The organism is Vibrio sp. ZF57 (assembly GCF_001691235.1).
Taxonomy (GTDB): domain Bacteria; phylum Pseudomonadota; class Gammaproteobacteria; order Enterobacterales; family Vibrionaceae; genus Vibrio; species Vibrio crassostreae_C.
In genome coordinates this window covers 39,644-66,337 of sequence record NZ_MAKD01000066.1, presented here as the reverse complement: position 1 = coordinate 66,337, position 26,694 = coordinate 39,644, and the positions used below count along the sequence as shown (strand labels likewise).

The following is a 26,694-nucleotide window of genomic DNA, read 5'->3' as shown; positions in this document are numbered from 1 at the left end:
GGTGACCTACTGATTACAAGTCAGTTGCTCTACCTACTGAGCTAAGTCGGCACACTAAATTCTTTATGCTTTTGTCCGTGTTGTTACTCCCTGTTAAAGAGTGTTGACACCAACAAATCAAATTGTGGTGCCCGGAGGCGGAATCGAACCACCGACACGAGGATTTTCAATCCTCTGCTCTACCGACTGAGCTATCCGGGCAACGGAGCGCTATTAAACGGATTTTCTGCATAACCGTCAACTCCTTTTTTGAAAATAACTAAAAAAACCGTTCGTTCGTTGTTTTTTTATTCAAAAGTGAGGGTTATGTTTTACCTTGGTTAAATTCTTTTTTGAATTGCGTTACTTTTTCGAGGTATCGGCGCGACTCTTTATTTGGATGCTTCTTGGTAAGCGCCCAGTAGGCTTGGCTCGGTTGCAGCGAGTTTAAGTCTTGCATTGCTCGCTTTCTGTCCTTACTGAAGGTATTGAGTACGCCACCAGTACCGCCGTTATAGGCTGAAATCATACTGTATTCAAGCGTTAATGGGTTTTTTACGTCTTTCAAATAACGATTTTTAAGGATGTAAAAGTATGCGGTGCCAGCATCAATGTTGTTTTCTGGATTGAATAAGTACTCAGGGCTTGGTTCACCAGGTTTCTTTTTGACGTGTTCAAATACATCTCGACCAGCGGTTTTAGGTACCACCTGCATAAGACCATAAGCATTAGCCCAGCTTACGGCGTACGGGTTGAAGCTACTCTCTGTCTTGATGATAGCGTAGATTAAATCTTCAGGGATGTCATAACGCTGAGACGCTCGTCGAACGATGTCGGCATATTGATAACTACGCTGGCTAGCGTGGTCGGCCACCATTGGGATTTCAACGTAGTAGGCTTTTTTAAAGTCGACTTCTTTGGTTTTTAGGTTATTCGCGATCAGGTAATCCGCAAACTGGTTCGCTCGCCAAGTCCATTGAATGGGCTTTTTTTCTTGGTCTACGACCTGATTATAGAGGAAAGGTTTGCCTTCTAGCTTGATGCTTTTAGAAGAGAATAGATCGACATGCGCCGGATCATCTGGCGTCAAAAGGGTCGTCATGATCGCATTTTTGAGGTGTTTTTTCGGTTCGGTAGAGGAAACCGTTTCCACAGTTATCAGGCCTTGGCTAAAATTCACTTCTGAACGACTTAAGTAATTATCTATGTATTTCACATAGTTACTCTTACCTGCTATCTTGATTTCACTGCTACCCCAACGTTTTTGAATGTTGCCTGAAAAGCTATCTATTAATGAATCTAGCGCCCCGGTATCTTTTTCAAATTGTCCGGGTAGCTCAGCTAAATTCTTCACAAACCGGTTGGTTGGCTCGTAATTGACATCATAAATGCTTTCGACAAATTCACGGCTGCAGCCAGTTAATAACATGGCTGTTAGGAAGTAACTTAGCTTTTTCATAGTTCCTCATACAAAAATGACATCGCAGCGTTAACCATGATGTCATTAAAAATTGCTTAAATAAATGTCTTATTCGCTTGGTGGAGTATAGCCATCAATTACGACATCTTTACCTTCAAAAAGGAAGTTAACCATCTCAGTTTCAAGAAGTTTACGATGCTCAGGATCCATCATGTTTAGCTTCTTTTCATTGATAAGCATAGTTTGCTTGCTTTGCCATTGTCCCCAAGCTTCTTTAGACACGTTGTCAAAGATACGCTTACCTAAGTCACCTGGGTAAAGTTGAAAATCTAGGCCTTCAGCATCTTTTTGAAGGCGAGCACAAAATACAGTGCGGCTCATAGTGGTTCCTCTTATCGCGTTCGTTGATTCAAACGTCGTCGTTCAGTTCAAAGGGTAGGCTCTCAATAAGCTGCTTTACAGGAGCGGCTAGGCCAATTTCTTCCGGTTTTGATAAGTTATACCAGAGACCTTTAGCCCCTTCCATTATCAAATCTGGTTGTTTATCTAATTTCACTAATACTGGCGTGATATCTAAGTGGTAGTGGCTGAAAGTGTGTCTAAACGCAATCATGGTCTTGATCGAATTGGTTTGAGTGTCTTTGATCGAACGAAGATCTAGTTGATGTTCGATCTCTGCGTTTTCATTTTGAGGGAAACAAAACAATCCGCCCCAGATACCAGATTGAGGGCGCTGTTCGAGCCACACTTGGTTGTCGTGATACAGAATCACAAACCATGTGTCTTTTACTGGCTTTTCTTTCTTAGGCTTTTTGCCAGGGAAGTCGAGCTGTCTATCGAGCTTCTTGGCCTCACACATGCTTTCAATCGGGCACAAGGTGCACTTAGGCTTGCTACGGGTACAAACCATGGCACCCATGTCCATCATTGCTTGGTTGTACTTATCGACATCTTTGTTCGGAGTATGTGCTTCGGCGTGTTCCCAAAGCTGGTTTTCGACTTTCTTTTGCCCCGGCCAACCTTCAACGGCAAAACTTCTCGCAAGCGTTCGTTTTACATTGCCATCAAGAATCGCATGAGGAAGTTTATGAACCGATGATAAGACGGCTGCTGCTGTTGAGCGACCAATCCCCGGTAGCGCGTTCATCTCTTCGATAGACAGCGGAAATTCACCACCATATTGCTCAGCAACGATCTTGGCTGCTTTATGTAGATTGCGAGCTCGTGCGTAATAACCAAGCCCTGTCCATAAGTGGAGTACCTCATCTTGTTCGGCGTTCGCTAGGTCGATAACCGTTGGAAAGCGTTCTAAGAAGCGTTGGTAGTATGGAATCACCGTAGCAACCTGAGTCTGCTGAAGCATGATTTCAGATAGCCAAACGGTGTAGGCGGTTTTGTTTTGTTGCCAAGGCAATTCTTTACGCCCGTAGGCGTCATACCACTTTAATATGGCGGTTGCGAAAGGAGTCACGACATGCTCTATGCTTTGCTATTATTAGAAGCGAAATTGCACCACACTTAACGTTGGATGTAAAACAGACAAATTGTGTGGGAATTTATCCACGGAAAGACTTGCACCGGAGGCAATTCTTTGGATAATCCCCGCTTTGATTAATCAATGTGCAGGCAAAAATCAATGAGTGAAGTGACCACTAACGAATATACTGAAGACGGCAAACTGGTTCGTAAGATCCGTAGCTTTGTTCGCCGCGAAGGCCGCTTAACAAAAGGCCAAGAGAACGCGATGAATGAATGTTGGCCAACAATGGGTATCGACTACAACCCAGAGCTTCTTAACTGGAAAGAAGTATTTGGCAACGATAACCCGGTTGTACTAGAGATTGGCTTCGGTATGGGTGCATCACTGGTTGAAATGGCAAAGAACGCACCTGAGAAAAACTTCTTAGGTATTGAAGTTCATAGCCCGGGTGTTGGTGCGTGTTTAGGTACAGCTCGCGATGCTGGCGTAACTAACCTGCGTGTAATTTGTCACGATGCTGTAGAAGTATTTGAACACATGATCCCAGATAGCAGCCTGCATACTCTGCAACTGTTCTTCCCTGACCCATGGCACAAAGCTCGTCACCATAAACGTCGTATCGTTAAGGCTGAGTTTGCAGAGATGGTTCGCGGCAAGCTTCAACTTGATACTGGTGTTTTCCACATGGCAACAGACTGGGAAAACTACGCAGAACATATGATTGAAGTGATGAACGTAGCTCCAGGCTTCGAAAACATCGCTGAAGATGGTGATTACATCCCTCGTCCGGATGAGCGCCCGCTAACTAAGTTTGAAGCGCGTGGCCACCGTTTAGGTCATGGTGTTTGGGACATTAAGTTCAAGCGTACTAAGTAACTTCGAATCAAATTAAGTGAAGGGTAATCCGACTTAGGGTTTAACCCCTACACTTTATGGGATTGATTAAAGCCAACATTATTGTAATGTTGGCTTTTTTGTCCTTAGGCTTTTATTTCAGTAAAGGCTTAACGACAGAAAGTAATACCAATCACAGTAAGTAAGTGATCAGAAATAGCGTAGGAAAAAGGCTTGAGAACAAGGCAGCATTTTTCGATAAGTAGTTACTCTACAATCAAAAATTCTAACGCAGTTATCGAGCATTTTAACAAGCTAGAGTGAGCAGTTATTTACTACGATTGGTATATGTTACACCCCTACAAAAATAACAATATAGAAGTAAGCGCACATGAAACCAACTCAAGCTATTTTGGCCGAGATCTTAGACGAAGTTCGTCCTTTAATTGGACAGGGAAAGGTCGCTGATTATATCCCTGCACTGGCTCGCGTATCGAACCAGAAACTGGCGATCGCGGTATACACCAATGAAGGTGAGGTGATTAAAGCAGGCGATGCTGAAGAAGCATTTTCTGTGCAATCTATTTCTAAAGCCTTGAGCCTGACGCTAGCTATGGTGCTATATAAGCCTGAAGAGATTTGGCAAAGAGTAGGCAAAGAGCCTTCTGGTCAAGCCTTTAACTCGATGATTCAGCTTGAGATGGAGTATGGTATTCCCCGCAACCCGTTCATCAATGCGGGGGCAATTGTCGTTGCAGACCTACTACAAAGCCGCTTGTCTGCGCCTAGGCACCGCTTGTTAGAGTTTGTGCGTCAGTTATCGGGTGATACTCATATTGTGTATGACAAGGTGGTAGCGGCTTCAGAAATGATGCACAGCGATCGTAATGCTGCCATTGCTTATTTGATGCGTTCATTTGGTAATTTTGAGAATGATGTTATCCCAGTTCTGAATAACTACTTCCACGCTTGTGCGCTTAAAATGACGTGTGTGGATTTGGCAAAAACCTTTAGCTATTTAGCAAACAAAGGCGTGTCGGTTCAAACCAAGAAAGAGATCATCACGCCAGTTCAAACCAAGCAGTTGAATGCTTTGCTTGCGACGTGTGGCTTGTACGATGGGGCTGGTGAGTTTGCCTACCGTGTTGGTATGCCAGGAAAATCGGGCGTTGGTGGCGGTATTATTGCTATCGTTCCTGGCGAAATGACGATTGCGGTGTGGTCTCCAGAGCTTGATCCTTCTGGCAACTCGCTCGCAGGTACTAAGGCTCTAGAGTTGCTTTCAGAGCGAATTGGTCGTTCTATTTTCTAAGAGAAAGATTCGAGCACGGACGTTGTCCTATAGAACGCTTCGCTCCGAGAGAGGGCTATAAAACAAAAAGGGTTGACCCTAAAGCCAACCCTTACGCAATGCTTCTCGAATCTCGAATCTCGAATCTCGAATCTCGAATCTCGAACTACTCGTCTTCTTCTGCCATAAAGGCTTCTAACAGATCATTGAGAAACAGCTTTCCTTTTTCAGTGATCTGCCAGTGAGTGTCGGTTTCCTTCAAGTAGCCTAGCTCTTTTGCCCATTCAATCGTTTTTTGAATCGAGTCAAAACCAAGCCCTGTCGTATCAATGAAATCCTGCTTTGGACATGCTTCCATTAACCTAAAGCGGTTCATGAAAAATTCAAAAGGGCGGTCTTCATTCGGCACTTCAAATTCATCTGATAGATAAGGTTTTACCATGTTTTGGTACGCAGCTAGATAGCCTCTAGGGTGCTTAACCTTAGTGGTACGAACAATGCGTCCATCTGTAAAGCTCAGCTTGCCATGAGAGCCACAGCCAATACCTAGATAGTCACCAAAGCGCCAGTAGTTGAGGTTATGTTGGCACTGATATCCCGGCTTGCTGTAGCCTGAAATTTCGTACTGCACATACCCTGCGTCTGCGAGCTTCTTATGGCCTAGGTCGAAGATATCCCAAAGGTCATCATCATCAGGCAGCGTTGGTGTTTTGTAATAGAACATGGTGTTAGGTTCTATTGTTAGCTGATACCAAGATAAGTGCGGAGGGTCGAGTTCTATCGCTTTATCCAAATCAGCCAACGCTTGTTCAATACTCTGTTCGGGTAAGCCGTGCATTAAGTCTAAATTGAAACTATTCAATCCAATCTTATGCGCTAAATGAGCAGCATTTACCGCTTCATCTTGACCATGAATACGCCCAAGTCTTTCCAGTTTCTCTTGCTCAAAACTTTGCACACCCACCGAGATTCGAGTAATGCCTGCCTTTTGGTAACCTGCAAAACGCTCAGCTTCGATAGTTCCTGGGTTGGCTTCCATGGTGATTTCTATTTCAGGTTTGAACGGGATGCGCTGTTCAATGCCTTGTAACAATCGGCCAATTCCTTCAGGAGAAAACAGGCTTGGGGTACCGCCACCAATAAAGATCGAATGCAGTGGGCGAGGCATACCATTGAGCTGATATTTTTCGATATCAGTATCGAGATCTTCAAGCAGTGCATCGATGTACTCTTTTTCAGGGATCTCGGCTTTCAGAGCGTGAGAGTTAAAATCACAATACGGACACTTTTGTACACACCATGGGATGTGTACATAGAGGCTAAGTGCGGGTGGTATTAGCGCTGCATTGTGCATTACAGAGCTTGCTCCTTGAGAGTCTTGAATAGTGACGCAAGCGCTTTACCACGGTGTGATAGTTGCTTCTTACGCGAAGATTCAAGCTCTGCTGAGGCGCAGTTATCTTCTGGTACAAAGAACACAGGATCGTAGCCAAAGCCATTCTCACCGTGTTCTTCAGTAAGAATACGACCTTCCCATTTACCGTGACACACTAGAGGTGTTGGATCATTCTCGTGACGCATTAGCACCAACACACAGTGGAAACGCGCAGTACGCTTTTCAGTTTCGACACCTTGCATCGCATCTAATAGTTTTTTGATGTTCTGCTTATCGGTTGCCCCTTCACCTGAGTAACGCGCTGAATAGATACCTGGCGCACCATTTAAGTAATCAACCTCTAAACCTGAGTCGTCAGCAATGGCTGGCAGCCCTGTTTCTTTCGCTGCATGGCGAGCTTTGATGATGGCATTTTCAATGAAAGTCGTTCCTGTTTCAGCGACTTCTGAAACGTTAAATTTACTTTGCGCGACAACGTCAAAACCAAACTCAGACAGAATATCTGCCATCTCGCGAACTTTACCTTGGTTGCCTGTTGCTAAAACAATCTTACTCATGGGAATGTAGCTCTAAATAAGTTAATAAATGAAAAGTAAGGTTTGAGCTTACTCTTCTATATAGAATTTCTGTGTGAAACGCAGTGGACCAGTGCCTTTTAGGCCTGCGTTCACATCGATGTCGAAGGTGATGTTTTCTTCGTGAGTTACGGGGAACTCAGCAAGGTAATAAATCGCATCGCCTTCTTTGATTTCTCGAAACTTCAAAGTACGGGTGTTTCCAACGAGGTTCTTCGCTGTTCCGGTAATTTTAGCCGTTGTCGCAGGCTTGCCTAGAGAAGCCTTGTCTAACACGCTGATGTTGAGGATTGCTGAGTATCCATTTCGCTTAAGTTTGTATTGCTTAGCGACTTGCGCAGTTAAGAACGTGGAATTAAAAGCCGAGTAATGAACCTCGACATCCTTAATGTTCTTAAATTGTCCTGCTGAGCTCGGTAAGGCAACAAGAGCGGTGAGTAGTGCTGTTATCCATAAACGCATAATGACTCCAATAAATAGCAAAAAGCCATCATAGGATGGCTTTGACTTCAGTTGGGATTTGGCTTGGCGAGCATATTCGAACTTGCTTGTGCCTACCGAGTTCTCCCTTTTCTATCTTAATTTGCCCTTTTGCGACCTTAAACTGTTTCGCAAGGTATTTCGCTAAATGGGCATTGGCTTTGCCATCAACCGGTGGTGCAGTAATGGCAATTTTCAGTTCCTCTCCGTGTAAGCCAACGATTTTATCGCGGCTTGCCTTGGGTTGGATATAGAGCCTAAGAAGAATATCGTCTTCCTCGGCCCAAACCGCTTTTGGCATCGTCAAAGTACCTGATGTTTGTACTTGAATTATAGCTGATACCAAATAGGGCCAATCATGTCGCCCATTAGGAAGTTCGCAAATTGCAGAACAATGAACAGAACCAGTACGCTTAGGTCGAAACCACCCATGTCCGGAAGGATACGGCGGATAGGCACTAGCATTGGTTCAGTCAGTTGATGGAATACGTACTCGATTGGACTACGACCTTGGCTTACCCAGCTTAGGATTGCACGGATAAGTAGAACCCAGAAGATCAAACCACCAGCCGCTTTGAGCAGAGACAGTGCACCAAAAATTAGGAAGCTAATATCGAAAACGGCAGCGCCGCCAGAGATAATCAGGTTTAGAGCAACGAACTTAAGTACACACAGCACATAAGCGAAAACAACGGTTGCCAGATCAAGGCTGCCGATTGATGGAATCACTCGGCGTAGCGGGGCAACAACCGGCTGTGTCGCTTTTACGATGAATTGTGAGAATGGGTTGTAGAAATCTGCACGTGATGCTTGTAGCCAGATACGCAAGATCACAACCATGATGTAAAGATCAAAAACGGTCGAGATCAGAAAGCTCATCGAGTTCATATTGTTTCCTTTTTCGGATTTACTTGCCGCTTAGATATAACCAGAGCGGCAAAATGCTTGTTTACCTTGATTGGTACTAAAACAGTTTTTCCATCTCTTCAGCTCGAGCAACCGCCGCTTGCATGGCTTTTGCTACGATGTCTGATAGTTGATGTTCGTTAAACGTGCGCAGTGCTTCTGCGGTCGTACCGCCTTTTGATGTCACTTGTTCACGCAGTGTTGATAATTCAGTATCAGGGTTTGCTACCACCATCTCTGCCGCGCCTAATGCAGACTGCTGCACTAGCTTACGAGCGGTTTCTTGGTCAAAACCTTGCTTGATTGCTTCAGCTTGCATCGCTTCCATAAACAGGAAGAAGTAAGCCGGAGCGCTACCCGCCGCCGCAATGATGTTGTTGATTCCAGACTCTTGTTCAACCCAACTTACTTCACCAACAGCTTGCATCAGCTGAGAAGCAAAGTCTTTATCATCTTGGCTGACAGTTGCATCGGCATAAAGACCACTCATCCCTTTACCAAGCAGTGATGGCGTGTTTGGCATCACACGAACAAGGTTCAGTTGGCAGTTTAACATCTCATTAAGTCGATTCGCATTAATACCTGCGGCAATTGAGATAACCAGTTTGTTGCTGAAGTCGATATCTTGTAAGGGTTTACATACATCAGCCATCATTTGTGGCTTCACGGATAACACAACAACGTCTGCTTGCTCTGCTGCTGCAATATTATCGCTAGTGGTATTGATGCCGTATTCTTGTTCTAACGGCAGCCTTCTGGTTTCTGAAGGTGCTGTCGCAGTAATCTTTTGCGCTGGGTAACCACTAGCAACTAAGCCAGCTACAATTGAGCGAACCATGTTTCCCGCCCCAATAAAGGCGATGTTCTTATGTACCATATATAAAATCCTGAGCGTGTCGCTGCGCGGATAAGGCGAAGCGGTATCAATACTTGTACTTGTCGTTACTTACTACGGCTATTTCGCGTAATCACGAGCGCCGAAAATAGCTGTTCCAATACGAACCATGGTGCTGCCAGCCTCAACTGCTGCATCCATATCACCACTCATCCCCATCGAAAGGGTATCAATGTCTGAATACTTCGTGGCTAGCTTGTCTTTAAGCTCTGCCAGTTGAGAAAATGCATTAAGCTGAGATTGATAGTCAGATACGTTTGCAGGAATCGACATCAATCCTCTTAAGGTGAGGTTGGGGAGCGATGAAATCAACTCCGCGAGTGCAAAAACTGTCTCTTCTGAGGTTCCAGATTTGGACTCTTCACCACTGGTGTTTACCTGAATCAACACTTGCAAAGGTGGAAGTTCGCTTGGTCGTTGATCATTAAGCCTTTGTGCGATCTTATCGCGATCGACGGAATGCACCCATTGAAAGCTTTCCGCGATTGGGCGGGTTTTATTGGATTGAATTGGACCAATAAAATGCCACTCTAAATTTAGGTTAGAATGTTGTTCTGAAAAGTGTTTTACTTTATCTACACCTTCTTGAACATAGTTTTCACCAAAGGCAACTTGGCCTCCGAGTGCGGCTTCTAGAATCGCATCAATAGGTTTAGTTTTGCTGACGGCTAAAAGTTGCACGGACTCTGGAGCTCGTCCGCACTTTTGCTCAGCACTACGAATCTGTGAGGTGATTTGTTCGATATTTTGTTGAATACTACTCATAGCTGACTTTACTTAAGGGAAAATAAATGGATATCACTGAGTTACTAGATTTTAGTGTAAAGCATAACGCGTCAGATCTACATCTTTCTGCGGGTGTATCTCCAATGGTACGTATAGATGGTGAAGTAAGGAAGCTTGGAATCCCAGCTTTGAGTCATGCTGATGTGCATCGTTTGGTTTTTGAGATCATGAGCGATTCACAACGCGGCGAGTTTGAAGAAAAACTGGAAGTCGACTTCTCTTTTGAATTACCCAATGTTGGTCGCTTTCGTGTTAATGCGTTTAACCAAGCCCGTGGCTGCTCAGCTGTCTTTCGAACTATCCCTGTCGAAATCCCGACTTTAGATCAGTTAGGTGCACCTGAGATCTTCGAAAGGATTGCTAACTACGAAAAAGGGTTAGTGCTCGTCACTGGTCCAACTGGCTCTGGTAAATCAACGACTCTTGCGGCGATGGTTGATTACGTAAATCGCAACCACAATAAGCATATTCTGACGATTGAAGACCCGATTGAATTCGTTCACACCAATAATAAATGCCTAGTCAACCAGCGTGAAGTTCACCGTGATACTCACAGTTTTAAAGCGGCACTGCGCAGTGCCTTACGTGAAGACCCAGACGTGATTCTGGTTGGTGAACTTCGTGACCAAGAGACGATTAGCTTAGCGTTAACCGCAGCAGAAACGGGTCACTTGGTCTTTGGTACTCTGCACACCAGTTCTGCGGCTAAAACGATCGACCGTATTATCGATGTGTTCCCAGGTAGCGATAAAGATATGGTTCGTTCGATGTTGTCTGAATCACTGCGCTCGGTGATAGCCCAGAAGCTGCTAAAGCGTGTTGGTGGTGGTCGTGTGGCGTGTCATGAAATCATGATGGCAACACCGGCGATCAGAAACTTGATTCGTGAAGATAAGGTCGCTCAGATGTACTCGATCATTCAAACGGGCGCAGCGCACGGCATGCAGACCATGGAACAAAATGCGAAGCAGCTGATGGCGCAGGGCTTGGTTGATTCGGAAGAGGTCGAGAAAAAGATCGAAATTGAAACCTCAATGTTTTAATCAAGGTGGACACAATGGAATTGAATCAAATCCTTGAGGGAATGCTTTCTCAAAAGGCATCGGATCTTTATATCACGGTTGATGCGCCAATCCTTTTTCGTGTGGATGGTGAATTACGCCCCCAAGGAGAGAAGCTGAATGCGGCTCAAGTTGCTCAATTACTTGATGCGATGATGGAACAAGACCGACGTGATGAATATCAGCAAACGCGTGAGGCTAATTTTGCGATTGTGCGTGACTTTGGTCGTTTTCGTGTCAGTGCATTCTTTCAGCGAGAGCTACCTGGAGCGGTCATTCGACGTATCGAGACTAACATCCCAACCTTTGAGCAACTAAAGCTTCCTGATGTACTACAGGACCTATCAATAGCTAAGCGCGGACTTGTGCTGGTGGTTGGTGCGACAGGCTCTGGTAAGTCGACCTCAATGGCTGCAATGACAGGCTATCGCAACACCAATCGCTCGGGACATATCTTGACGGTTGAAGACCCGATTGAATTTGTGCATGAACATAAAAAGTGCATCGTGACACAGCGTGAAGTTGGACTCGACACCGAGAGCTATGAAGTCGCGCTTAAGAACTCGCTACGCCAAGCACCAGACATGATCTTGATTGGCGAAATCCGTAGCCGTGAGACCATGGAATACGCGATGACCTTTGCTGAAACAGGTCACTTGTGTATGGCAACCTTGCACGCCAATAACGCTAACCAAGCGCTAGAGCGTATTCTTCATTTGGTGCCGAAAGAGCAGAAAGAACAGTTCTTGTTTGACCTATCGATGAACCTGCGTGGTGTCGTCGCTCAGCAACTCATTCGCGACAAGAATGGCAGCGGGCGTCATGGTGTATTCGAGATTCTGCTGAATAGCCCTCGTGTTTCTGACTTGATTCGTCGTGGTGAACTGCACGAACTGAAAGCAACCATGGCTAAATCGAAAGAGATAGGTATGCAGACCTTTGACCAAGCTTTGTATGATTTAGTGATAGCAGGCAAGATCAGCGAAGAGGATGCGTTCCACAGTGCCGATTCTGCTAATGACTTGCGCTTGATGCTCAAAACTAGACGTGGTGATGACGACTACGGAACTGGGGCGTTGGCTGGTGTGAAGATAGATATGGGGTGATAAAAAACGCCTGATTTGATTCTAGGTTAAAATCAGGCGTTCATCATATTCATCGTTCGACTGCGTCTGTATTATCAACGCTTCTTGTTCTTAGGCTCGCTGATTACGTCTGCGTCAGTCGAAGTATGATTCATATAACCTGCATTATTGGAGCTTGTCGAACTGCATGCTGATATTGCTAGAGCTACGAAGATTGCTAGAAAAATTTTCATGTGAACTCCCACTTACCTAATAATGAATTGCTTCGACATTACGTCGTAATATCATTATAGGATCACAAAGGAGTTTAATCTTTGAGCTCTTAATTTTCGTTATGAATATTGTGCTTCAAACCAGCTCTCTAAAATGACGACTGCAGACTGGTTATCGACATTGCCTTTGCTTAGCGCTTTATAGCCGCCCATTTCAAAAAGGTCGGCCCTTGCTTCTGTCGTAGAAAGTCTTTCATCATGCAGTTCAACATCGACACCAAAGCGCCCTTTTAGGCGATTGGCAAACTTCTTCGCCCTTGGTGTAATCGCGGCTAGATCTTTACCATGAAGATCGGTAGGAAGACCAACCACGATAAGATTCGGCTGCCACTCCTTAATTTGCTTTTCGATATCGTCCCAATTTGGGATGCCATCTTTGGCTTTAAAAGCTTTTAGAGGGCTTGCGGTGCCCGTGATTTCTTGTCCTATCGCACTACCGATACTTTTTGTACCGTAGTCAAATGCCATAATTGTTCGTGACATGGGGTTTCCAAATTTATCTGTGTTTGAGAGTGTCTGTTTATTTTACTTAGTTGATTTGAGCTAGGCGTGACCAGCGTCTGCTGAAAGCTGAGCTGCATTAATGCCTAACATCTGTACAGCGACTTTCCAGCGGTCAGAAATCGGTGTATCGAAGATGACCTTCGGGTCGGCTTCAACGGTTAACCACGAGTTCTCGGTCAGTTCGGTTTCCAGTTGTCCCGGTTCCCATCCTGCATACCCAAGTGCGACTAAATAATTCATCGGCTCATCTTCTGTGCCCAACACCATCAAGATATCTTTTGAGGTTGTCACTGAGATTTGATCCGTCATGCTGATACTGGATTGATAGTTGCCTTTAGGTTTGTGCAAAATAAACCCACGGTCTTCTGCGACCGGTCCACCATTCAATACAGGCTTATCAAGACTTGCTTGGTTGGGTTTTGGCTGATCAGAATCAACCTCAACTTGCTTAAGCATGCTACCGACAGTGACATCAATAGGGGCGTTGATCATCAAACCCATCGCGCCTTCGTCATTGTGCTCACAAAGGTAAATCACCGAATTTTGAAAGTATGGGTCTTTCATTCCGGGCATAGCAACCAGAAAGTGGTTCGTTAAATTCATAGAGCCTCCTGCCAGTGTGTTCCCAGTAAAGGAAAAAGAGCGGCGTAAAGCCGCTCATTGTTCTTTGCCTAGATATTTCTGTGTTTTCGAATAGCTAAGGCTTTCTTTAGTTTAGGCTATTTAGCGTTAACGCGACGCTCAATTGCATCCATTAATTTACCTGTAACTGAAATATCAAAAGCGGCTTCAATTTCACGGATACAAGTAGGGCTAGTCACGTTAATTTCAGTCAGCTTGTCGCCGATAACATCAAGCCCAACAAAGATTAAGCCTTTCTCTTTCAGTGCTGGAGCAACTGCTCTTGCGATAGCCCAGTCTGTTTCACTTAGAGGACGAGCTTCACCTGTACCGCCAGCAGCAAGGTTACCTCGAGTTTCCCCTTTTGCAGGAATACGCGCTAGACAGTAAGGCATTGGCTCACCGTCAACCACAAGAATACGCTTATCACCATTGCTGATGTCTGGAACAAAAGTTTGTGCCATTGCGTAGTTCTGACCGTGGTTGGTCAAGGTTTCAATAATAACTGATACGTTTGGATCGCCTTCTTTCACACGGAAGATAGACGCGCCGCCCATGCCATCAAGTGGTTTTAGAATCACGTCGCCGTGTTCTTCTCGGAACGCTTTAATTTTTTCAGCTTTACGAGTCACGATGGTGGTCGGTGTCAGTTCAGGGAACCATGCCGTGAACAACTTCTCGTTACAGTCACGTAGGCTTTGTGGTTTGTTGACGATCAGTGCGCCGTTCTCTTCAGCACGCTCAAGAATGTAAGTTGCGTAGATGTACTCAGTATCAAACGGAGGATCTTTACGCATTAGTACCGCATCTAAATCGGATAGCGCGATAGTCTGTTCTGATTTGAACTCGTACCAACCGTTTGGATCTTCTTTTAGTTCAACAACCTTAGTGTCAGCAATGGCTACGCCTTGATCTAAATGTAGATCATCCATTTCCATGTAATGGATTTCGTAACCACGACGCTGAGCTTCAAGCATCATGGCAAAGCTAGAGTCTTTTTTGATGTTAATGGATGAAATTGGATCCATTACGATGCCAAGTTTGATCATTTTTTTCTCCTAGCCTAGATCGCCAAAACGGACTTGTAAGGCAGTAATTGCGGTTAGAGCTGCTGTTTCGGTACGAAGTACACGTGGGCCGAGTAGCGTCTCTTCAAATTTGTATTGTTCTGTCATGCCGATTTCTTCAGCCGACAAGCCACCTTCAGGGCCGATCAATAGGCGTACCTTACTGATAGGTTCTGGAAGGGTATTAATTGAGTATTTTGCACGAGGATGTAAGTTCAGCTTTAATGCTTCACTCGGTTCGCTACACCACTCTTCAAGTTGCATGATAGGGCGAATGACTGGAACCGTATTGCGGCCACACTGTTCACACGCCGCGATAGCAATCTTTTGCCACTGTGCGAGTTTTTTCTCGAAGCGTTTTGTATCAAGCTTAACGCCACAGCGCTCTGAAATTAAAGGGGTAATGGTGTTCACACCAAGCTCAACCGATTTCTGAATCGTGAACTCCATTTTGTCGCCACGTGAAATCACTTGGCCTAAATGTAAGTCTAACGGAGATTCGCTGCTGCGTTCGATGCGTTCAGAAACATTAACGGTGACATTTTTCTTTGATACTTCGGCTATCGTCGCAGGGAATTCAGCGCCACTGCCATCAAATAGAAGGACTTCTTGATCTTCTTTCATGCGAAGGACACGACCAACATGACCCGCGGCATCTTCGCCTAAAGCGAGTGAACCTAACTGATGAATGCGTTCTGGGTGATGAATACGAGGGATTCTCATGCTGGTAAACCTATAAATATGTTCATTTGGGTATTTTGTCTCTGCCTAACATGGATGCTTTTAGTTGAAAAAACAAGGGTAGAGCAAGAGTTTCAGGGGCAATTCTGAAACTCTTGTTTGAGATAGTTAGGAATGTTGATTGTACGAGCGACGTTATTTACAAGCAGGGTAAACAAATGGGTTGTGATTACCTTGGATTGCATAGATTCGCTCATCACGAGTACATTCCCACTTGTCGACAGGAAATTGCTTGTTCCACGCCATCATTAGGTTGGTTTGTTGCTTAGATAGTTTGAAACCATACTCTTGGCTCATGTAAAGGTAAGTACGCGCGATAGAGCCTTTTGCTCTGTCTGGCGGCATAACTTTACGCTGCTTGAAGTTGACCTGCATTTCACACTGACCATAGCTCACACCATCCATGCCATTCCACTGACTGAAGTTGTAGTTGGAGCGATCACCGTTAACCTCGCCAATGGCCGGAGTTAGGTTGTGAAGGTCGGCTTCCATGGATTTGAATATTTTGTCATTGCGAGTGCAGTTCTTGCGCCCACCATCTTGCCAACACTGACGCTGGTGGCCAAATTGCCAAGCTGGAACCACGTGTTCCCACTCAATTCGACTCGCCCGCTTTTGTTGTTTTCGGACTTGATAGCCACAGCCATCAAGGTCGGGAATGCCTTTCTTTTTGTCCTTCCATGTAATGTCACAGCCGCAATAAAATGAAGTCGGATGGTCGAGGTAAATCTTCACCGCTTCTCTTTTTGCTTTGGAAAATGAGCTCGGTGGTGCGGCGAGAACGCTTTGGGTTACCAGTAGGCCAAATACTATTGTTAAGTAAAAAGATACAGGTAGGCCAAATGCTTTGAAGGTGAGTTTTTGCATAGAAAAAGACTGATAAAAGTATGATAAACATCAGTCTAGCACTCAAATGTTAGATCTCTCTATTAGATTTGTTCTACCGAGTAAATCAACCTGTCACTAGCTTAGTTGAGTTCCCGTGAAAGCTAAGGTTTGCTGGCACAATTGGCAGCGGTAGGTCGATTGATTCCGAAGTACTTTGTTGTGTCGTCTGATTGATAATGGGTAAGTGGTGCACTCACATCGATATTCAAAGGTTTTCCCTTGAACTGACGCGATTTCAAAGCTGTGAGTTGTTCTGGCTGGCACGTTGAATACTTTTTCCATCACGTATTTCCACTCGTTTCCGTGAGGCCTAACACGTCCGAAAACCTGATGCGTGATCAGGTGTGCGAGTTCATGTGGCACAACCTCGTTGATGAAGGCATCTTCATTTTCAGAAAATAGTACGTGGTTGAGCTTAATTTCGTTGAGCTGAAGGTAGGCCTTTCCCGCCGCTTTGCCTCTTAACTTGAAGGTGATAGTTGGGTGTGGAAATTCACGAGAGAAATGTTGATTTGCGATAGCTAGGCACTCGGCCAATTTCTTATTTGCTCGATGTTGTTGCGGGGTGTAAGACAAACGTTGTTAACTCCAAATAAAAGACCTCAGCGTTTAAGCCAAGGCCTCATCATAACATTGCTTTTTGATCTAGCGATGCTTTACACGTGATGTTTTTTCTTAATGATCTCGTGATAAGCGTGCCATGTACCATAACCAAGTAGCGGCATGGTGACGATCATTCCGATGCCGTAGGTGGCAAAACCCACCAGAATACCGGCACAAATAATACTTGCCCAAACCACCATTGCAGGAATGTTCGATTTCACGGCATTAAAGCTAGTGAAAATTGCACTCATCACATCAACGCGTCTCTCCATCATTAACGGAATTGAAAATGCTGAGATGCTAAATATGAGGCTTGCGATGACAAAACCAATCACAGAACCCGTAATTAAGAAGGGAGCGAACTCAGCCAATGGTGCGCCTTGCACTGAAGGGTAGAGCGCGTGCAATAACGCAGCGATACGCATCCAGAATATCATCGCAACCATCAACACAATCGCAAAGGCCCATTGGTGGGTCGAGTTGCGAGTGATGGCTTTCATTGAGTGCAGTAGGCTGGCGTTATGGCCTTTTTCTCTTTCCCAAGCTGCGTCATACAAGCCCAGAGCAAGAAACGGCCCTATCAGCATGTACACGATCAGGCTTGGCATCACGACTAAGTGTGTTCCTTGCCATTGGACAAGTTGAACAATCGCAATTGCCGCTCCCATAAAGCACAATCCGTAAAATGCGCTGATTAATGGCATTCTTACTAAGTCATGCAGAGCAAGCGACAACCAATGAAAGGGTGCGGAAATACTGATTTGGTTGCAAGGAATGGTGCGAGCGTAATCCTTATCGCTGACCTTGTGTTTTTTATCGTTCAGTTCGGATGGGTGCGCGGTACGAGGCATAGATCCCCCTAGTTAAATAACGTCCTAGTTATAATTCCATAAGGCTCATCGATGTGGCTTGTGTGAGAGTTATGGTGTTGAGCTAAATTGCTCTTTGTCATCCCAGTTATTGTTCTAGCGTGCATTTAACGAGCGTTATCAGACTGAATTAATTTAAGTTAAATGTGAGCTTGATCGCCTAGGAGTTACCTTAACTATTGTCAGTAGTGCTAGAAAACACAAATTATCAGCGGCTTTTTATACTAAGTGGTTAACGGTAAAGAAGGGCGTTAGGGAAGGGTATTGTGAGTGAAAGTTCGGTAAGTACATAAAAATAAAGCCCTTACTAAGCAGTAAGGGCTTTAAAGGAACACATCGCAGTGGCTAAATTATTTTAGGCCAGCGAAGTCCGCAAGGATTGCTGCTTTGTCAGTCGCTTCCCAAGGGAACTCTTCACGACCGAAGTGACCGTATGCAGCAGTTTGCTTGTAGATAGGCTGAAGAAGGTTCAGCATCTCTTGAAGGCCGTATGGACGTAGGTCGAAGTTTTGACGAACAGCTTCAATGATGATTTCGTGTGCTACTTTCTCAGTACCGAACGTTTCAACCATGATAGATGTTGGATCAGCAACACCGATAGCGTAAGACAGTTGAATCTCACAACGGTCAGCCATACCAGCAGCAACGATGTTTTTCGCAACGTAACGTGCTGCGTAAGCTGCAGAACGGTCAACTTTTGATGGATCTTTACCTGAGAATGCACCGCCACCGTGACGAGCTGCGCCGCCGTAGGTATCAACGATGATCTTACGACCAGTTAAACCACAGTCACCCATTGGGCCACCGATTACGAAACGGCCTGTTGGGTTGATGAAGAAGTTAGTATCTTTGTTGATCCACTCAGCAGGAAGTACTGGCTTGATGATTTCTTCCATTACTGCTTCGCGTAGGTCAGGCGTTGTTACTGAATCACAGTGTTGAGTCGAAAGAACAACAGCGTCGATACCAACGATTTTACCTTGGTCGTATTGGAACGTAACTTGAGATTTCGCATCTGGGCGAAGGAAGTCAAGCTTACCGCTCTTACGTACTTCAGCTTGCTTCTTAACAAGAAGGTGAGAGTAAGTAATTGGAGCTGGCATTAGGATAGGAGTTTCGTTAGTCGCGTAACCAAACATGATGCCTTGGTCGCCTGCGCCTTGCTCTTTAGGGTCTTCTTTATCAACACCTTGGTTGATGTCTGGAGACTGCTTACCAATTGTGTTTAAAACAGCACAAGAGTCAGCGTCAAAGCCCATGTCAGAATGAACGTAACCAATTTCACGTACTGTTTCACGAGTGATTTCTTCGATATCAACCCATGCAGACGTTGTTACTTCACCGCCAACCATAACCATGCCGGTTTTAACGTAAGTCTCACAAGCAACACGTGCTTTTGGATCTTGTTCCAAGATGGCATCAAGAACAGCATCAGAGATTTGGTCTGCAATTTTATCTGGATGGCCTTCTGAAACAGATTCAGAAGTGAATAGGTGCTTAGCCATGAGAGCTCCACTTTTAGTTTTTGGTGTAAATAGTTTATGGCGTCGCAAGCTAGGAAGCGCCGCCATTAAATACAGTATATTTTGTAGGTGTTTCTACATCTAGACGGCTATTCTAAATTCCAGCGGTCGAATTACAAGCTCTTTTTTATGATATGTCATAACTAATCGTTTGCGTATCGATCGAGATAAGCCACTGCCAAGTGATGTAAATGTTCGAAAATTGCGAAAAATGACCGTTAAAATGCCAGTAAAACGTTTGCAGTCGCAATAGTCGTTTGAGAGAATACCCGCGCTAATAAAAATGAAAACTTTAGCAATTATCTCTTTTTTAAATCGCTTATGTATCCAGGAGCAGACATGCCTTCTCGTAAAGATCTAGCCAATGCAATCCGCGCACTTAGCATGGACGGTGTTCAACAAGCAAATTCAGGCCACCCAGGCGCACCTATGGGCATGGCTGACATCGCTGAGGTTCTTTGGCGTGGCCACTTGAACCACAACCCAGCAAACCCAGAATGGGCTGACCGCGACCGTTTTATCCTATCTAACGGCCACGGCTCAATGCTGATTTACTCTCTGCTTCACCTAGCAGGTTACGAGCTTTCAATTGAAGATCTTAAAAACTTCCGTCAACTGCACTCTAAGACTCCAGGTCACCCTGAGTACGGTTACGCTCCTGGTATCGAAACAACGACTGGTCCTCTAGGTCAAGGCATCACTAACGCTGTTGGTATGGCAATGGCTGAGAAAGCACTGGCGGCACAGTTCAACAAAGAAGGCCACGACATCGTAGACCACTACACTTATGCATTCATGGGTGATGGCTGTCTGATGGAAGGTATCTCTCACGAAGCATGTTCTCTAGCAGGTACGCTTGGTCTTGGTAAGCTGGTTGCTTTCTGGGATGACAACGGCATCTCTATCGATGGTGAAGTTGAAGGTTGGTTCTCTGACGATACACCTAAGCGTTTTGAAGCATACGGTTGGCACGTAATCCCAGCAGTAGATGGTCACGACTCTGATGCTATCAACGCAGCGATTGAAGCGGCTAAAGCGGATCCTCGTCCAACGCTTATCTGTACTAAAACTATCATCGGTTTTGGTTCTCCAAACAAAGCGGGTACGCATGACTGTCACGGTGCTCCACTAGGCGCTGATGAAATCACAGCAACTAAAGCAGCATTGGGTTGGGAACACGGTCCTTTCGAAATCCCAGCAGATATCGCAGCTGAGTGGAATGCGAAAGAAGCAGGCGCAGCGAAAGAAGCAGCGTGGAACGCGAAGTTTGACGCATACGCAGCGGCTTACCCAGAGCTAGCAGCTGAATTCAAACGTCGTACTAACGGCGAGCTACCCGCTGAGTGGGAAGAGAAAGCAAACGCAATCATTGCTGATCTTCAAGCTAACCCAGCAAACATCGCTTCACGTAAAGCATCTCAAAACGCACTAGAAGCGTTTGGTCAAATGCTTCCAGAATTCATGGGCGGCTCTGCTGACCTTGCGCCTTCTAACCTGACTATGTGGTCTGGTTCTAAGTCTCTTGAAGCAACTGACTTTTCTGGTAACTACATCCATTACGGTGTACGTGAATTCGGTATGACGGCTATCATGAACGGTATCGCTCTGCACGGTGGTTTCGTGCCATACGGCGCAACGTTCCTAATGTTCATGGAATACGCGCGTAACGCAATGCGTATGGCTGCTCTGATGAAAGTTCAGAACATCCAAGTTTACACGCACGATTCTATCGGCTTAGGCGAAGATGGCCCTACTCACCAACCGGTTGAGCAGATCGCTTCTCTACGTCTGACTCCAAACATGAGCACATGGCGTCCATGTGACCAAGTTGAATCTGCAGTGGCTTGGAAACTGGCTATTGAGCGTAAAGATGGTCCTTCATCTCTAATCTTCTCTCGTCAAAACCTTGCACAACAAGATCGTAATGCTGAGCAAGTTGCTAACATCGCTAAGGGTGGTTACATCCTGAAAGATTGTGAAGGCAAGCCAGAGCTAATCATCATTGCAACTGGTTCTGAAGTTGAGCTTGCAGTTGAAGCTGCTGCACAACTAACCGCTGAAGGTAAAGCTGTACGCGTAGTATCTATGCCTGCAACTGACGCATTCGACAAGCAAGACGCTGAATACCGTGAGTCTGTACTTCCATCTGATGTTACAGCGCGTATCGCAGTAGAAGCTGGCATCGCTGACTTCTGGTACAAATACGTTGGCTTCGGTGGCAAGATCATCGGTATGACAACGTTCGGCGAATCTGCACCAGCAGGTGAGCTATTCAAGATGTTCGGTTTCACTACTGAAAACGTAGTAAACACAGCGAAAGAGCTTCTTGCTTAATCATTGACTGATGGCCTGTGCTAACAGTTAAATGAAGGAAAAACCGAGCGCTGAGCTCGGTTTTTTGTATCTGGGATTTGTTTCTTCTAGGCTTATCTCTACAAGCAACAGATTAACCTGTCCTAACTAAACGGGGTTATTCAAGTAATGCCTTTTGGGTAGGATTCAGTTATCATCTGTTGCACGAAATTTTGGTTAGATGTACGGAAATATGCTAAAAGTCGCGATAAACGGATTTGGAAGAATAGGGCGTAATGTATTACGCGCTGTCTATGAAAGTGGCAAAAGCCAACAAATCAAAGTAGTAGCTGTTAATGAGCTTGCTCAGCCTGACGCTATGGCTCATCTATTGCAGTACGACACTAGTCACGGCCGCTTCGGCAAGAAAATCTCCAACGATCAAGAGCACATCTATGTCCATCACGGCATTGGTGCGGAAGATAAAGGTGAGTTCGATACCATTCGTATCTTACATCTTGCTGATATTGAGCTGTTGCCTTGGCGTGACCTAGAAGTGGATATTGTTCTCGACTGTACCGGTGTTTATGGTTGCCGAGATGACGGCCTAGCGCACATTGCTGCTGGGGCAAAAAAGGTACTGTTTTCTCACCCTGGTGCCAATGACCTCGATAACACCATTATCTATGGTGTGAATCACGATACCATTGAAGCGGGCCACCGAATCGTTTCCAATGGTTCATGCACCACCAACTGTATTGTTCCTATCATTAAGGTTCTTGATGACTCCTTTGGCATTGAGTCCGGTACTATTACAACTATTCACTCTTCAATGAATGATCAACAAGTTATCGATGCGTACCACAGCGATTTGCGTCGTACTCGAGCGGCAAGCCAATCGATCATTCCTGTCGATACCAAGTTGCATAAAGGTATTGAAAGAATCTTCCCGAAATTTTCCAACAAATTTGAAGCTATATCTGTGCGTGTGCCGACGGTAAACGTAACAGCGATGGATTTAAGTGTCACAATTAATGCAAATGTGAAAGTTAATGACGTAAATCAAACCATTGTTAATGCATCCCAGTGTACATTACATAATATAGTTGACTATACTGAAGCGCCGCTCGTTTCCATCGACTTTAATCACGATCCCCATAGCGCAATCGTTGATGGTTCACAAACTCGAGTGAGCAACGGCCACTTAGTTAAAATGCTAGTGTGGTGTGACAATGAATGGGGCTTTGCGAACCGAATGCTGGATACGGTTCTTGCAATGCAAGCTTCTGAAGGCAAGAAGTAAGACCTAGAAGCAAATGTGCGGATTATTTATTTTTTATCTTGAAATAAATACTAAGAGTCCACATATTATTGGTAGTGAAAGAATTACCAGTTGAATAATTTATAGGCTTAGCAGGGTTGCTGAGTTTCCAAAACTTTATATTTATTTAAATTTGAGAGGACAAATCATGTCTGTGATCAAGATGACTGACCTGGAACTTGCAGGTAAACGCGTATTTATCCGTGCTGACCTAAACGTACCAGTAAAAGACGGTAAAGTAACTTCAGATGCACGTATCCTTGCATCTCTTCCAACTATCAAACTTTGCCTAGAAGCTGGCGCAAAGGTAATGGTTACTTCTCACCTTGGTCGTCCTACTGAAGGCGAATACAACGAAGAGTTCTCTCTAGCTCCTGTAGTTAACTACCTAAACGACGCACTAGACTGCGAAGTTAAACTAGCTAAAGATTACGTAAACGGCCTAGAGCTAAACGCTGGTGAACTTGTTGTTCTTGAAAACGTTCGCTTTAACAAAGGCGAAAAGAAGAACGAAGAAGCGCTTTCTAAGCAATACGCTGCACTATGTGACATTTTCGTAATGGATGCATTCGGTACAGCTCACCGTGCTCAAGCTTCTACACACGGTGTTGGTACTTACGCTCCTGTAGCATGTGCTGGCCCTCTTCTAGCTGCTGAGCTTGAAGCGCTTGGTAAAGCAATGGACAACCCAGCTCGCCCACTAGTGGCTATCGTTGGTGGTTCTAAGGTTTCTACTAAACTAACAGTTCTAGAATCTCTTTCTAAAATTGCTGACCAGCTTGTTGTTGGTGGTGGTATCGCGAACACATTCATCGCTGCTGAAGGCCACAACGTAGGTAAGTCTCTATACGAAGCTGACCTAGTTGAAACGGCTCAAAAGCTAATGAAAGAGTGTGCTATCCCAGTAGCAACTGACGTTGCATGTGCTAAAGCATTCGACGAAAACGCAGAAGCTGAAATCAAGCACGTTTCTGAAGTTCAAGACGACGACATGATCTTCGACCTTGGTCCAGATTCAACTGCGGCACTAGCTGAAATCATCGGCAACGCGAAAACAATCCTTTGGAACGGCCCTGTAGGCGTATTCGAATTCAAGAACTTCGAAGCGGGTACAGCTGGTATCTCTAAAGCAATCGCTGAGTCTGCAGGTTTCTCTGTAGCAGGTGGTGGTGACACGCTAGCAGCTATCGATAAGTTCGGTATCAAAGCTGACGTTTCTTACATCTCTACTGGCGGTGGCGCTTTCCTTGAATTCGTTGAAGGTAAAGTACTTCCTGCAGTAGCAATGCTTGAAGAGCGTGCTAAAGCATAATTGATTTAGAAAGGCGAGATGTGAATCTCGCCTTTTAACGTTTGCTGCATATCACACTTTTTTGCTAGAATGGCATAAGTTGTGAGCAAACGATTGCAAGTTTTTAAACTTAAGTTTTTTAATCTTAAAACGATAGAATAAATAGGACTATTTCCATGTCTAAGATCTTCGATTTTGTAAAACCTGGTGTGATTTCTGGCGATGACGTACAGAAAGTATTTGAAGTAGCAAAAGAAAACAAATTTGCTCTTCCTGCTGTAAACGTTGTTGGTACTGACTCTGTAAACGCAGTACTAGAAGCAGCTGCTAAAGTTAAAGCTCCAGTAGTTGTTCAGTTCTCTAACGGCGGCGCTGCATTCTTCGCAGGTAAAGGCGTTAAACTTGAAGGTCAAGGCGCACAAGTTCTTGGCGCTGTAGCTGGTGCAAAATACGTACACGCTGTAGCTGAAGCTTACGGTGTTCCAGTTATCCTGCACACTGACCACGCTGCTAAGAAACTTCTTCCATGGATCGACGGTCTACTAGACGCTGGTGAAGAGTTCTTCGCACAAACTGGTAAGCCTCTATTCTCTTCTCACATGCTAGACCTTTCTGAAGAGTCTCTAGAAGAGAACATCGAAACATGTGCTAAGTACCTAGAGCGCATGGCTAAAATGAACATGACAATCGAGATCGAACTTGGTTGTACTGGTGGTGAAGAAGACGGCGTTGATAACTCTGATATGGACGCATCTGAGCTTTACACTTCTCCAGAAGACGTAGCATACGCTTACGAGAAACTAATGGCTGTTAGCCCACGTTTCACTATCGCTGCATCTTTCGGTAACGTACACGGTGTTTACCAAGCTGGTAACGTTGTACTTACTCCAACTATCCTACGTGACTCTCAAGCATACTGTGCAGAGAAGTTCGGTATCGCACCTAACGCTCTAAACTTCGTATTCCACGGTGGTTCTGGTTCTTCTGAAGCAGAAATCCAAGAGTCTATCGGCTACGGTGTTATCAAAATGAACATCGATACTGATACACAGTGGGCAACTTGGGACGGTATCCGTCAGTACTCTGCTGACAACTTCGATTTCCTACAAGGTCAAATCGGCAACCCAACTGGCGAAGCTGCTCCAAACAAGAAGTACTACGATCCACGCGTATGGCTACGTGCTGGTCAAGCTTCAATGGTTGCTCGTCTAGAGAAAGCATTTGCTGACCTTAACGCTGTAGACGTACTATAATTCTTTGAATTAAGTACTCTTTAAGTTTTAAAAACCCGCTCATTGAGCGGGTTTTTTTATATCTGATAAAAACTTGTACTAAATATGTGAAAAACCTAGCGTGCGGTGAATAAATTTCGTAGTCTTTTAGTTATCGGTATTTGTGTTTATCGGTAAGTTTTAATAATTCAAAAGCTTACATAAATATGACTTTGCAATCTGTCAAAGATAGGATATCGTGCCGAAAAACTGAACTTGGTTCAGTTTATAAAAAGGACTTGGCTTTAATTTACTTTTAACACAATGACTTAACGGTAATTACACTGTTTATTATATTGCAGAGTAAATGAGGCTTAAGGCAGTTTAGCCCATAGCATATTATATAGAGGATGCACATTATGGCTGATAGTTCGACAGCGATTGAGACTCCACTTGTGGATGGTTTGTCTCAAGCAGAGCAGTGGTTAACAAATAATTCAGATTTATTTATCCAATATGGCGTAAATATCATTTCAGCACTGATAATTCTATTTATTGGTAACCTTATTGTTAAAGCAGTAGCGAATAGCGTGTCTAAGGTTCTTCAGAAGAAGAAAATGGACCGAGCAGTTGTGGAGTTCGTCCATGGTTTAGTTCGTTACTTGTTGTTTGTGATTGTTTTAATTGCTGCACTTGGTCGTTTAGGTGTTCAAACGGCATCTGTAGTTGCTGTTATTGGTGCGGCTGGTTTAGCCGTTGGTCTTGCACTACAAGGCTCACTATCTAACTTTGCTGCTGGTGTACTTATCGTTGCATTCCGTCCATTTAAGTCTGGTGACTATGTGGAAATTGGTGGTGTGGCAGGTTCAGTTGATTCTATTCAAATCTTCCAAACGGTTCTAACAACGCCAGACAACAAAATGGTTGTAGTACCTAACGGTAGCGTTATCGGCAGCCCAATCACAAACTATTCTCGTCATGCGACGCGCCGTATTGATCTAATGATTGGTGTTTCTTACAACGCTGATCTTCAGAAGACAAAAGCGCTACTGACTAAGATCTGTGAATCTGATGAGCGTGTACTGAAAGAACCTGGCGTTCAAGTTGGTGTTCATACGCTTGCTGATTCTTCAGTTAACTTCGTTGTTCGTCCATGGGTTAGCACTGCTGACTACTGGAATGTTTATTTCGACCTGATGCAAGCAATCAAAGAAGGCTTGGATAACGAGGGTATCGAAATTCCATTCCCGCAAATGGATGTACACATGAATAAAGTAGAAGCTTAATTCCTAGTTAGTTTTTA

The 26,694-nt window shown here is 44.7% G+C and carries 28 protein-coding genes and 1 tRNA gene; 9 read left to right on the top strand and 20 right to left on the bottom strand.

From position 1 onward, the window contains the following. Positions 1 to 125: 125 nt before the first annotated feature. The 4 genes from A6D97_RS07525 to mutY all read right to left on the bottom strand — a co-directional run bounded on the left by A6D97_RS07525 (position 126) and on the right by mutY (position 2,870). Positions 126 to 201, bottom strand: a tRNA-Phe gene (locus A6D97_RS07525). 103 nt (positions 202 to 304) lie between these two features. Further along, positions 305 to 1,438, bottom strand: coding sequence for a membrane-bound lytic murein transglycosylase MltC (mltC, locus tag A6D97_RS07520; RefSeq protein ID WP_017063191.1), 1,134 nt, complete (start codon positions 1,436 to 1,438; stop codon positions 305 to 307). Positions 1,439 to 1,507: 69 nt separating this feature from the next. Beyond that, entirely contained in the window at positions 1,508 to 1,780 is a 273-nt protein-coding gene (locus A6D97_RS07515) for an oxidative damage protection protein (protein ID WP_010435637.1), read from the bottom strand. A gap of 28 nt (positions 1,781 to 1,808) precedes the next feature. Beyond that, complete coding sequence (gene mutY / locus A6D97_RS07510) at positions 1,809 to 2,870, bottom strand: A/G-specific adenine glycosylase (RefSeq protein WP_065584120.1); 1,062 nt, start codon at positions 2,868 to 2,870, stop codon at positions 1,809 to 1,811. Positions 2,871 to 3,035: 165 nt separating this feature from the next. Between mutY and trmB the strand changes: the two genes are divergently transcribed. Together trmB and glsB are read left to right on the top strand one after the other, a co-directional pair. After that, positions 3,036 to 3,755 carry a tRNA (guanosine(46)-N7)-methyltransferase TrmB gene (gene trmB, locus A6D97_RS07505; protein ID WP_065584119.1) on the top strand — a complete coding sequence of 240 codons (720 nt, stop codon included), beginning with the start codon at positions 3,036 to 3,038 and terminating at the stop codon, positions 3,753 to 3,755. A gap of 349 nt (positions 3,756 to 4,104) precedes the next feature. Then, positions 4,105 to 5,025, top strand: coding sequence for a glutaminase B (gene glsB, locus A6D97_RS07500; RefSeq protein ID WP_017062249.1), 921 nt, complete (start codon positions 4,105 to 4,107; stop codon positions 5,023 to 5,025). 145 nt (positions 5,026 to 5,170) lie between these two features. On the opposite strand, the gene hemW is transcribed toward glsB, so the two are convergent. From hemW to A6D97_RS07465, 7 genes are all read right to left on the bottom strand, one after another. Next, the gene (hemW, locus tag A6D97_RS07495; protein ID WP_017067796.1) at positions 5,171 to 6,358 is read right to left on the bottom strand and encodes a radical SAM family heme chaperone HemW; all 1,188 of its coding nucleotides are present in this window, start codon (positions 6,356 to 6,358) and stop codon (positions 5,171 to 5,173) included. Continuing rightward, the gene (locus tag A6D97_RS07490) at positions 6,358 to 6,957 is read right to left on the bottom strand and encodes an XTP/dITP diphosphatase (protein ID WP_065584118.1); all 600 of its coding nucleotides are present in this window, start codon (positions 6,955 to 6,957) and stop codon (positions 6,358 to 6,360) included. Before A6D97_RS07490 ends, hemW begins: the two co-directional genes overlap by 1 nt. A gap of 48 nt (positions 6,958 to 7,005) precedes the next feature. Then, positions 7,006 to 7,437: a DUF4426 domain-containing protein gene (locus A6D97_RS07485; RefSeq protein ID WP_048605845.1), complete on the bottom strand. Its 432-nt coding sequence runs from the start codon at positions 7,435 to 7,437 to the stop codon at positions 7,006 to 7,008. A 28-nt stretch (positions 7,438 to 7,465) separates the two neighbouring features. After that, the gene (gene yggU / locus A6D97_RS07480) at positions 7,466 to 7,756 is read right to left on the bottom strand and encodes a DUF167 family protein YggU (RefSeq protein WP_009847703.1); all 291 of its coding nucleotides are present in this window, start codon (positions 7,754 to 7,756) and stop codon (positions 7,466 to 7,468) included. Positions 7,757 to 7,785: 29 nt separating this feature from the next. Continuing rightward, positions 7,786 to 8,343 (bottom strand): YggT family protein, encoded by a 558-nt coding sequence (locus tag A6D97_RS07475; RefSeq protein WP_017067798.1) that lies wholly within the window; start codon positions 8,341 to 8,343, stop codon positions 7,786 to 7,788. A gap of 76 nt (positions 8,344 to 8,419) precedes the next feature. After that, on the bottom strand, positions 8,420 to 9,238 hold the full coding sequence (gene proC / locus A6D97_RS07470; protein ID WP_065584117.1) for a pyrroline-5-carboxylate reductase: 819 nt from the start codon (positions 9,236 to 9,238) through the stop codon (positions 8,420 to 8,422). Positions 9,239 to 9,316: 78 nt separating this feature from the next. Then, the gene (locus tag A6D97_RS07465; protein ID WP_065584116.1) at positions 9,317 to 10,021 is read right to left on the bottom strand and encodes a YggS family pyridoxal phosphate-dependent enzyme; all 705 of its coding nucleotides are present in this window, start codon (positions 10,019 to 10,021) and stop codon (positions 9,317 to 9,319) included. Positions 10,022 to 10,047: 26 nt separating this feature from the next. Here A6D97_RS07465 and A6D97_RS07460 point away from each other — a divergent pair, with 26 nt between their 5' ends. Together A6D97_RS07460 and A6D97_RS07455 are read left to right on the top strand one after the other, a co-directional pair. Further along, entirely contained in the window at positions 10,048 to 11,085 is a 1,038-nt protein-coding gene (locus A6D97_RS07460) for a type IV pilus twitching motility protein PilT (protein ID WP_017062242.1), read from the top strand. A gap of 14 nt (positions 11,086 to 11,099) precedes the next feature. Then, complete coding sequence (locus A6D97_RS07455; protein WP_017062241.1) at positions 11,100 to 12,209, top strand: PilT/PilU family type 4a pilus ATPase; 1,110 nt, start codon at positions 11,100 to 11,102, stop codon at positions 12,207 to 12,209. Positions 12,210 to 12,283: 74 nt separating this feature from the next. On the opposite strand, the gene A6D97_RS22005 is transcribed toward A6D97_RS07455, so the two are convergent. The 9 genes from A6D97_RS22005 to metK form a co-directional block, all read right to left on the bottom strand. Beyond that, entirely contained in the window at positions 12,284 to 12,421 is a 138-nt protein-coding gene (locus A6D97_RS22005; RefSeq protein WP_170791814.1) for a hypothetical protein, read from the bottom strand. Positions 12,422 to 12,520: 99 nt separating this feature from the next. Further along, the gene (gene ruvX, locus A6D97_RS07450) at positions 12,521 to 12,943 is read right to left on the bottom strand and encodes a Holliday junction resolvase RuvX (RefSeq protein WP_004735480.1); all 423 of its coding nucleotides are present in this window, start codon (positions 12,941 to 12,943) and stop codon (positions 12,521 to 12,523) included. Between the two features lie 60 nt (positions 12,944 to 13,003). Next, positions 13,004 to 13,567, bottom strand: coding sequence for a YqgE/AlgH family protein (locus tag A6D97_RS07445; RefSeq protein ID WP_017062239.1), 564 nt, complete (start codon positions 13,565 to 13,567; stop codon positions 13,004 to 13,006). A 116-nt stretch (positions 13,568 to 13,683) separates the two neighbouring features. Further along, positions 13,684 to 14,634, bottom strand: coding sequence for a glutathione synthase (gshB, locus tag A6D97_RS07440; RefSeq protein WP_004735482.1), 951 nt, complete (start codon positions 14,632 to 14,634; stop codon positions 13,684 to 13,686). 9 nt (positions 14,635 to 14,643) lie between these two features. Next, positions 14,644 to 15,375 (bottom strand): 16S rRNA (uracil(1498)-N(3))-methyltransferase, encoded by a 732-nt coding sequence (rsmE, locus tag A6D97_RS07435; RefSeq protein WP_065584115.1) that lies wholly within the window; start codon positions 15,373 to 15,375, stop codon positions 14,644 to 14,646. A 153-nt stretch (positions 15,376 to 15,528) separates the two neighbouring features. Next, complete coding sequence (locus A6D97_RS07430; RefSeq protein WP_017063198.1) at positions 15,529 to 16,260, bottom strand: endonuclease; 732 nt, start codon at positions 16,258 to 16,260, stop codon at positions 15,529 to 15,531. A gap of 96 nt (positions 16,261 to 16,356) precedes the next feature. Beyond that, a complete protein-coding gene (locus tag A6D97_RS07425) occupies positions 16,357 to 16,857 on the bottom strand; it encodes a SprT family zinc-dependent metalloprotease (protein ID WP_017062236.1) in 501 nt (166 codons plus the stop codon). A gap of 80 nt (positions 16,858 to 16,937) precedes the next feature. Next, complete coding sequence (locus A6D97_RS07420; protein ID WP_017067802.1) at positions 16,938 to 17,735, bottom strand: DUF2189 domain-containing protein; 798 nt, start codon at positions 17,733 to 17,735, stop codon at positions 16,938 to 16,940. A 368-nt stretch (positions 17,736 to 18,103) separates the two neighbouring features. Next, positions 18,104 to 19,258: a methionine adenosyltransferase gene (gene metK, locus A6D97_RS07415; protein WP_017062234.1), complete on the bottom strand. Its 1,155-nt coding sequence runs from the start codon at positions 19,256 to 19,258 to the stop codon at positions 18,104 to 18,106. A gap of 357 nt (positions 19,259 to 19,615) precedes the next feature. Here metK and tkt point away from each other — a divergent pair, with 357 nt between their 5' ends. The 5 genes from tkt to mscS all read left to right on the top strand — a co-directional run bounded on the left by tkt (position 19,616) and on the right by mscS (position 26,677). After that, the gene (gene tkt, locus A6D97_RS07410; protein ID WP_048605833.1) at positions 19,616 to 21,610 is read left to right on the top strand and encodes a transketolase; all 1,995 of its coding nucleotides are present in this window, start codon (positions 19,616 to 19,618) and stop codon (positions 21,608 to 21,610) included. Positions 21,611 to 21,821: 211 nt separating this feature from the next. Then, complete coding sequence (gene epd, locus A6D97_RS07405; RefSeq protein ID WP_065584114.1) at positions 21,822 to 22,871, top strand: erythrose-4-phosphate dehydrogenase; 1,050 nt, start codon at positions 21,822 to 21,824, stop codon at positions 22,869 to 22,871. Positions 22,872 to 23,037: 166 nt separating this feature from the next. Next, positions 23,038 to 24,201, top strand: a complete 1,164-nt coding sequence (locus A6D97_RS07400) for a phosphoglycerate kinase (protein ID WP_017059064.1) — start codon at positions 23,038 to 23,040, stop codon at positions 24,199 to 24,201. A gap of 155 nt (positions 24,202 to 24,356) precedes the next feature. Continuing rightward, entirely contained in the window at positions 24,357 to 25,433 is a 1,077-nt protein-coding gene (fbaA, locus tag A6D97_RS07395) for a class II fructose-bisphosphate aldolase (RefSeq protein WP_010435694.1), read from the top strand. A gap of 377 nt (positions 25,434 to 25,810) precedes the next feature. Continuing rightward, the gene (mscS, locus tag A6D97_RS07390) at positions 25,811 to 26,677 is read left to right on the top strand and encodes a small-conductance mechanosensitive channel MscS (RefSeq protein WP_017063201.1); all 867 of its coding nucleotides are present in this window, start codon (positions 25,811 to 25,813) and stop codon (positions 26,675 to 26,677) included. The last annotated feature ends 17 nt before the right edge of the window (positions 26,678 to 26,694 follow it).

Excerpts from the sequence above, each read along its gene's own strand:
- A6D97_RS07420 (WP_017067802.1), bottom strand. The coding sequence starts at position 17,735 with ATGCCTCGTACCGCGCACCCATCCGAACTGAACGATAAAAAACACAAG.
- tkt (WP_048605833.1), top strand. The coding sequence starts at position 19,616 with ATGCCTTCTCGTAAAGATCTAGCCAATGCAATCCGCGCACTTAGCATG.
- A6D97_RS07430 (WP_017063198.1), bottom strand. The coding sequence starts at position 16,260 with ATGCAAAAACTCACCTTCAAAGCATTTGGCCTACCTGTATCTTTTTAC.
- A6D97_RS07475 (WP_017067798.1), bottom strand. The coding sequence starts at position 8,343 with ATGAACTCGATGAGCTTTCTGATCTCGACCGTTTTTGATCTTTACATC.
- epd (WP_065584114.1), top strand. The coding sequence starts at position 21,822 with ATGCTAAAAGTCGCGATAAACGGATTTGGAAGAATAGGGCGTAATGTA.
- A6D97_RS07515 (WP_010435637.1), bottom strand. The coding sequence starts at position 1,780 with ATGAGCCGCACTGTATTTTGTGCTCGCCTTCAAAAAGATGCTGAAGGC.
- trmB (WP_065584119.1), top strand. The coding sequence starts at position 3,036 with ATGAGTGAAGTGACCACTAACGAATATACTGAAGACGGCAAACTGGTT.
- A6D97_RS07490 (WP_065584118.1), bottom strand. The coding sequence starts at position 6,957 with ATGAGTAAGATTGTTTTAGCAACAGGCAACCAAGGTAAAGTTCGCGAG.
- mscS (WP_017063201.1), top strand. The coding sequence starts at position 25,811 with ATGGCTGATAGTTCGACAGCGATTGAGACTCCACTTGTGGATGGTTTG.
- A6D97_RS07455 (WP_017062241.1), top strand. The coding sequence starts at position 11,100 with ATGGAATTGAATCAAATCCTTGAGGGAATGCTTTCTCAAAAGGCATCG.
- yggU (WP_009847703.1), bottom strand. The coding sequence starts at position 7,756 with ATGCCAAAAGCGGTTTGGGCCGAGGAAGACGATATTCTTCTTAGGCTC.
- glsB (WP_017062249.1), top strand. The coding sequence starts at position 4,105 with ATGAAACCAACTCAAGCTATTTTGGCCGAGATCTTAGACGAAGTTCGT.
- hemW (WP_017067796.1), bottom strand. The coding sequence starts at position 6,358 with ATGCACAATGCAGCGCTAATACCACCCGCACTTAGCCTCTATGTACAC.
- A6D97_RS07445 (WP_017062239.1), bottom strand. The coding sequence starts at position 13,567 with ATGAATTTAACGAACCACTTTCTGGTTGCTATGCCCGGAATGAAAGAC.
- fbaA (WP_010435694.1), top strand. The coding sequence starts at position 24,357 with ATGTCTAAGATCTTCGATTTTGTAAAACCTGGTGTGATTTCTGGCGAT.
- A6D97_RS07460 (WP_017062242.1), top strand. The coding sequence starts at position 10,048 with ATGGATATCACTGAGTTACTAGATTTTAGTGTAAAGCATAACGCGTCA.
- A6D97_RS07400 (WP_017059064.1), top strand. The coding sequence starts at position 23,038 with ATGTCTGTGATCAAGATGACTGACCTGGAACTTGCAGGTAAACGCGTA.
- A6D97_RS22005 (WP_170791814.1), bottom strand. The coding sequence starts at position 12,421 with ATGAAAATTTTTCTAGCAATCTTCGTAGCTCTAGCAATATCAGCATGC.
- mltC (WP_017063191.1), bottom strand. The coding sequence starts at position 1,438 with ATGAAAAAGCTAAGTTACTTCCTAACAGCCATGTTATTAACTGGCTGC.
- ruvX (WP_004735480.1), bottom strand. The coding sequence starts at position 12,943 with ATGTCACGAACAATTATGGCATTTGACTACGGTACAAAAAGTATCGGT.
- gshB (WP_004735482.1), bottom strand. The coding sequence starts at position 14,634 with ATGATCAAACTTGGCATCGTAATGGATCCAATTTCATCCATTAACATC.
- rsmE (WP_065584115.1), bottom strand. The coding sequence starts at position 15,375 with ATGAGAATCCCTCGTATTCATCACCCAGAACGCATTCATCAGTTAGGT.
- A6D97_RS07465 (WP_065584116.1), bottom strand. The coding sequence starts at position 10,021 with ATGAGTAGTATTCAACAAAATATCGAACAAATCACCTCACAGATTCGT.
- proC (WP_065584117.1), bottom strand. The coding sequence starts at position 9,238 with ATGGTACATAAGAACATCGCCTTTATTGGGGCGGGAAACATGGTTCGC.
- A6D97_RS07485 (WP_048605845.1), bottom strand. The coding sequence starts at position 7,437 with ATGCGTTTATGGATAACAGCACTACTCACCGCTCTTGTTGCCTTACCG.
- metK (WP_017062234.1), bottom strand. The coding sequence starts at position 19,258 with ATGGCTAAGCACCTATTCACTTCTGAATCTGTTTCAGAAGGCCATCCA.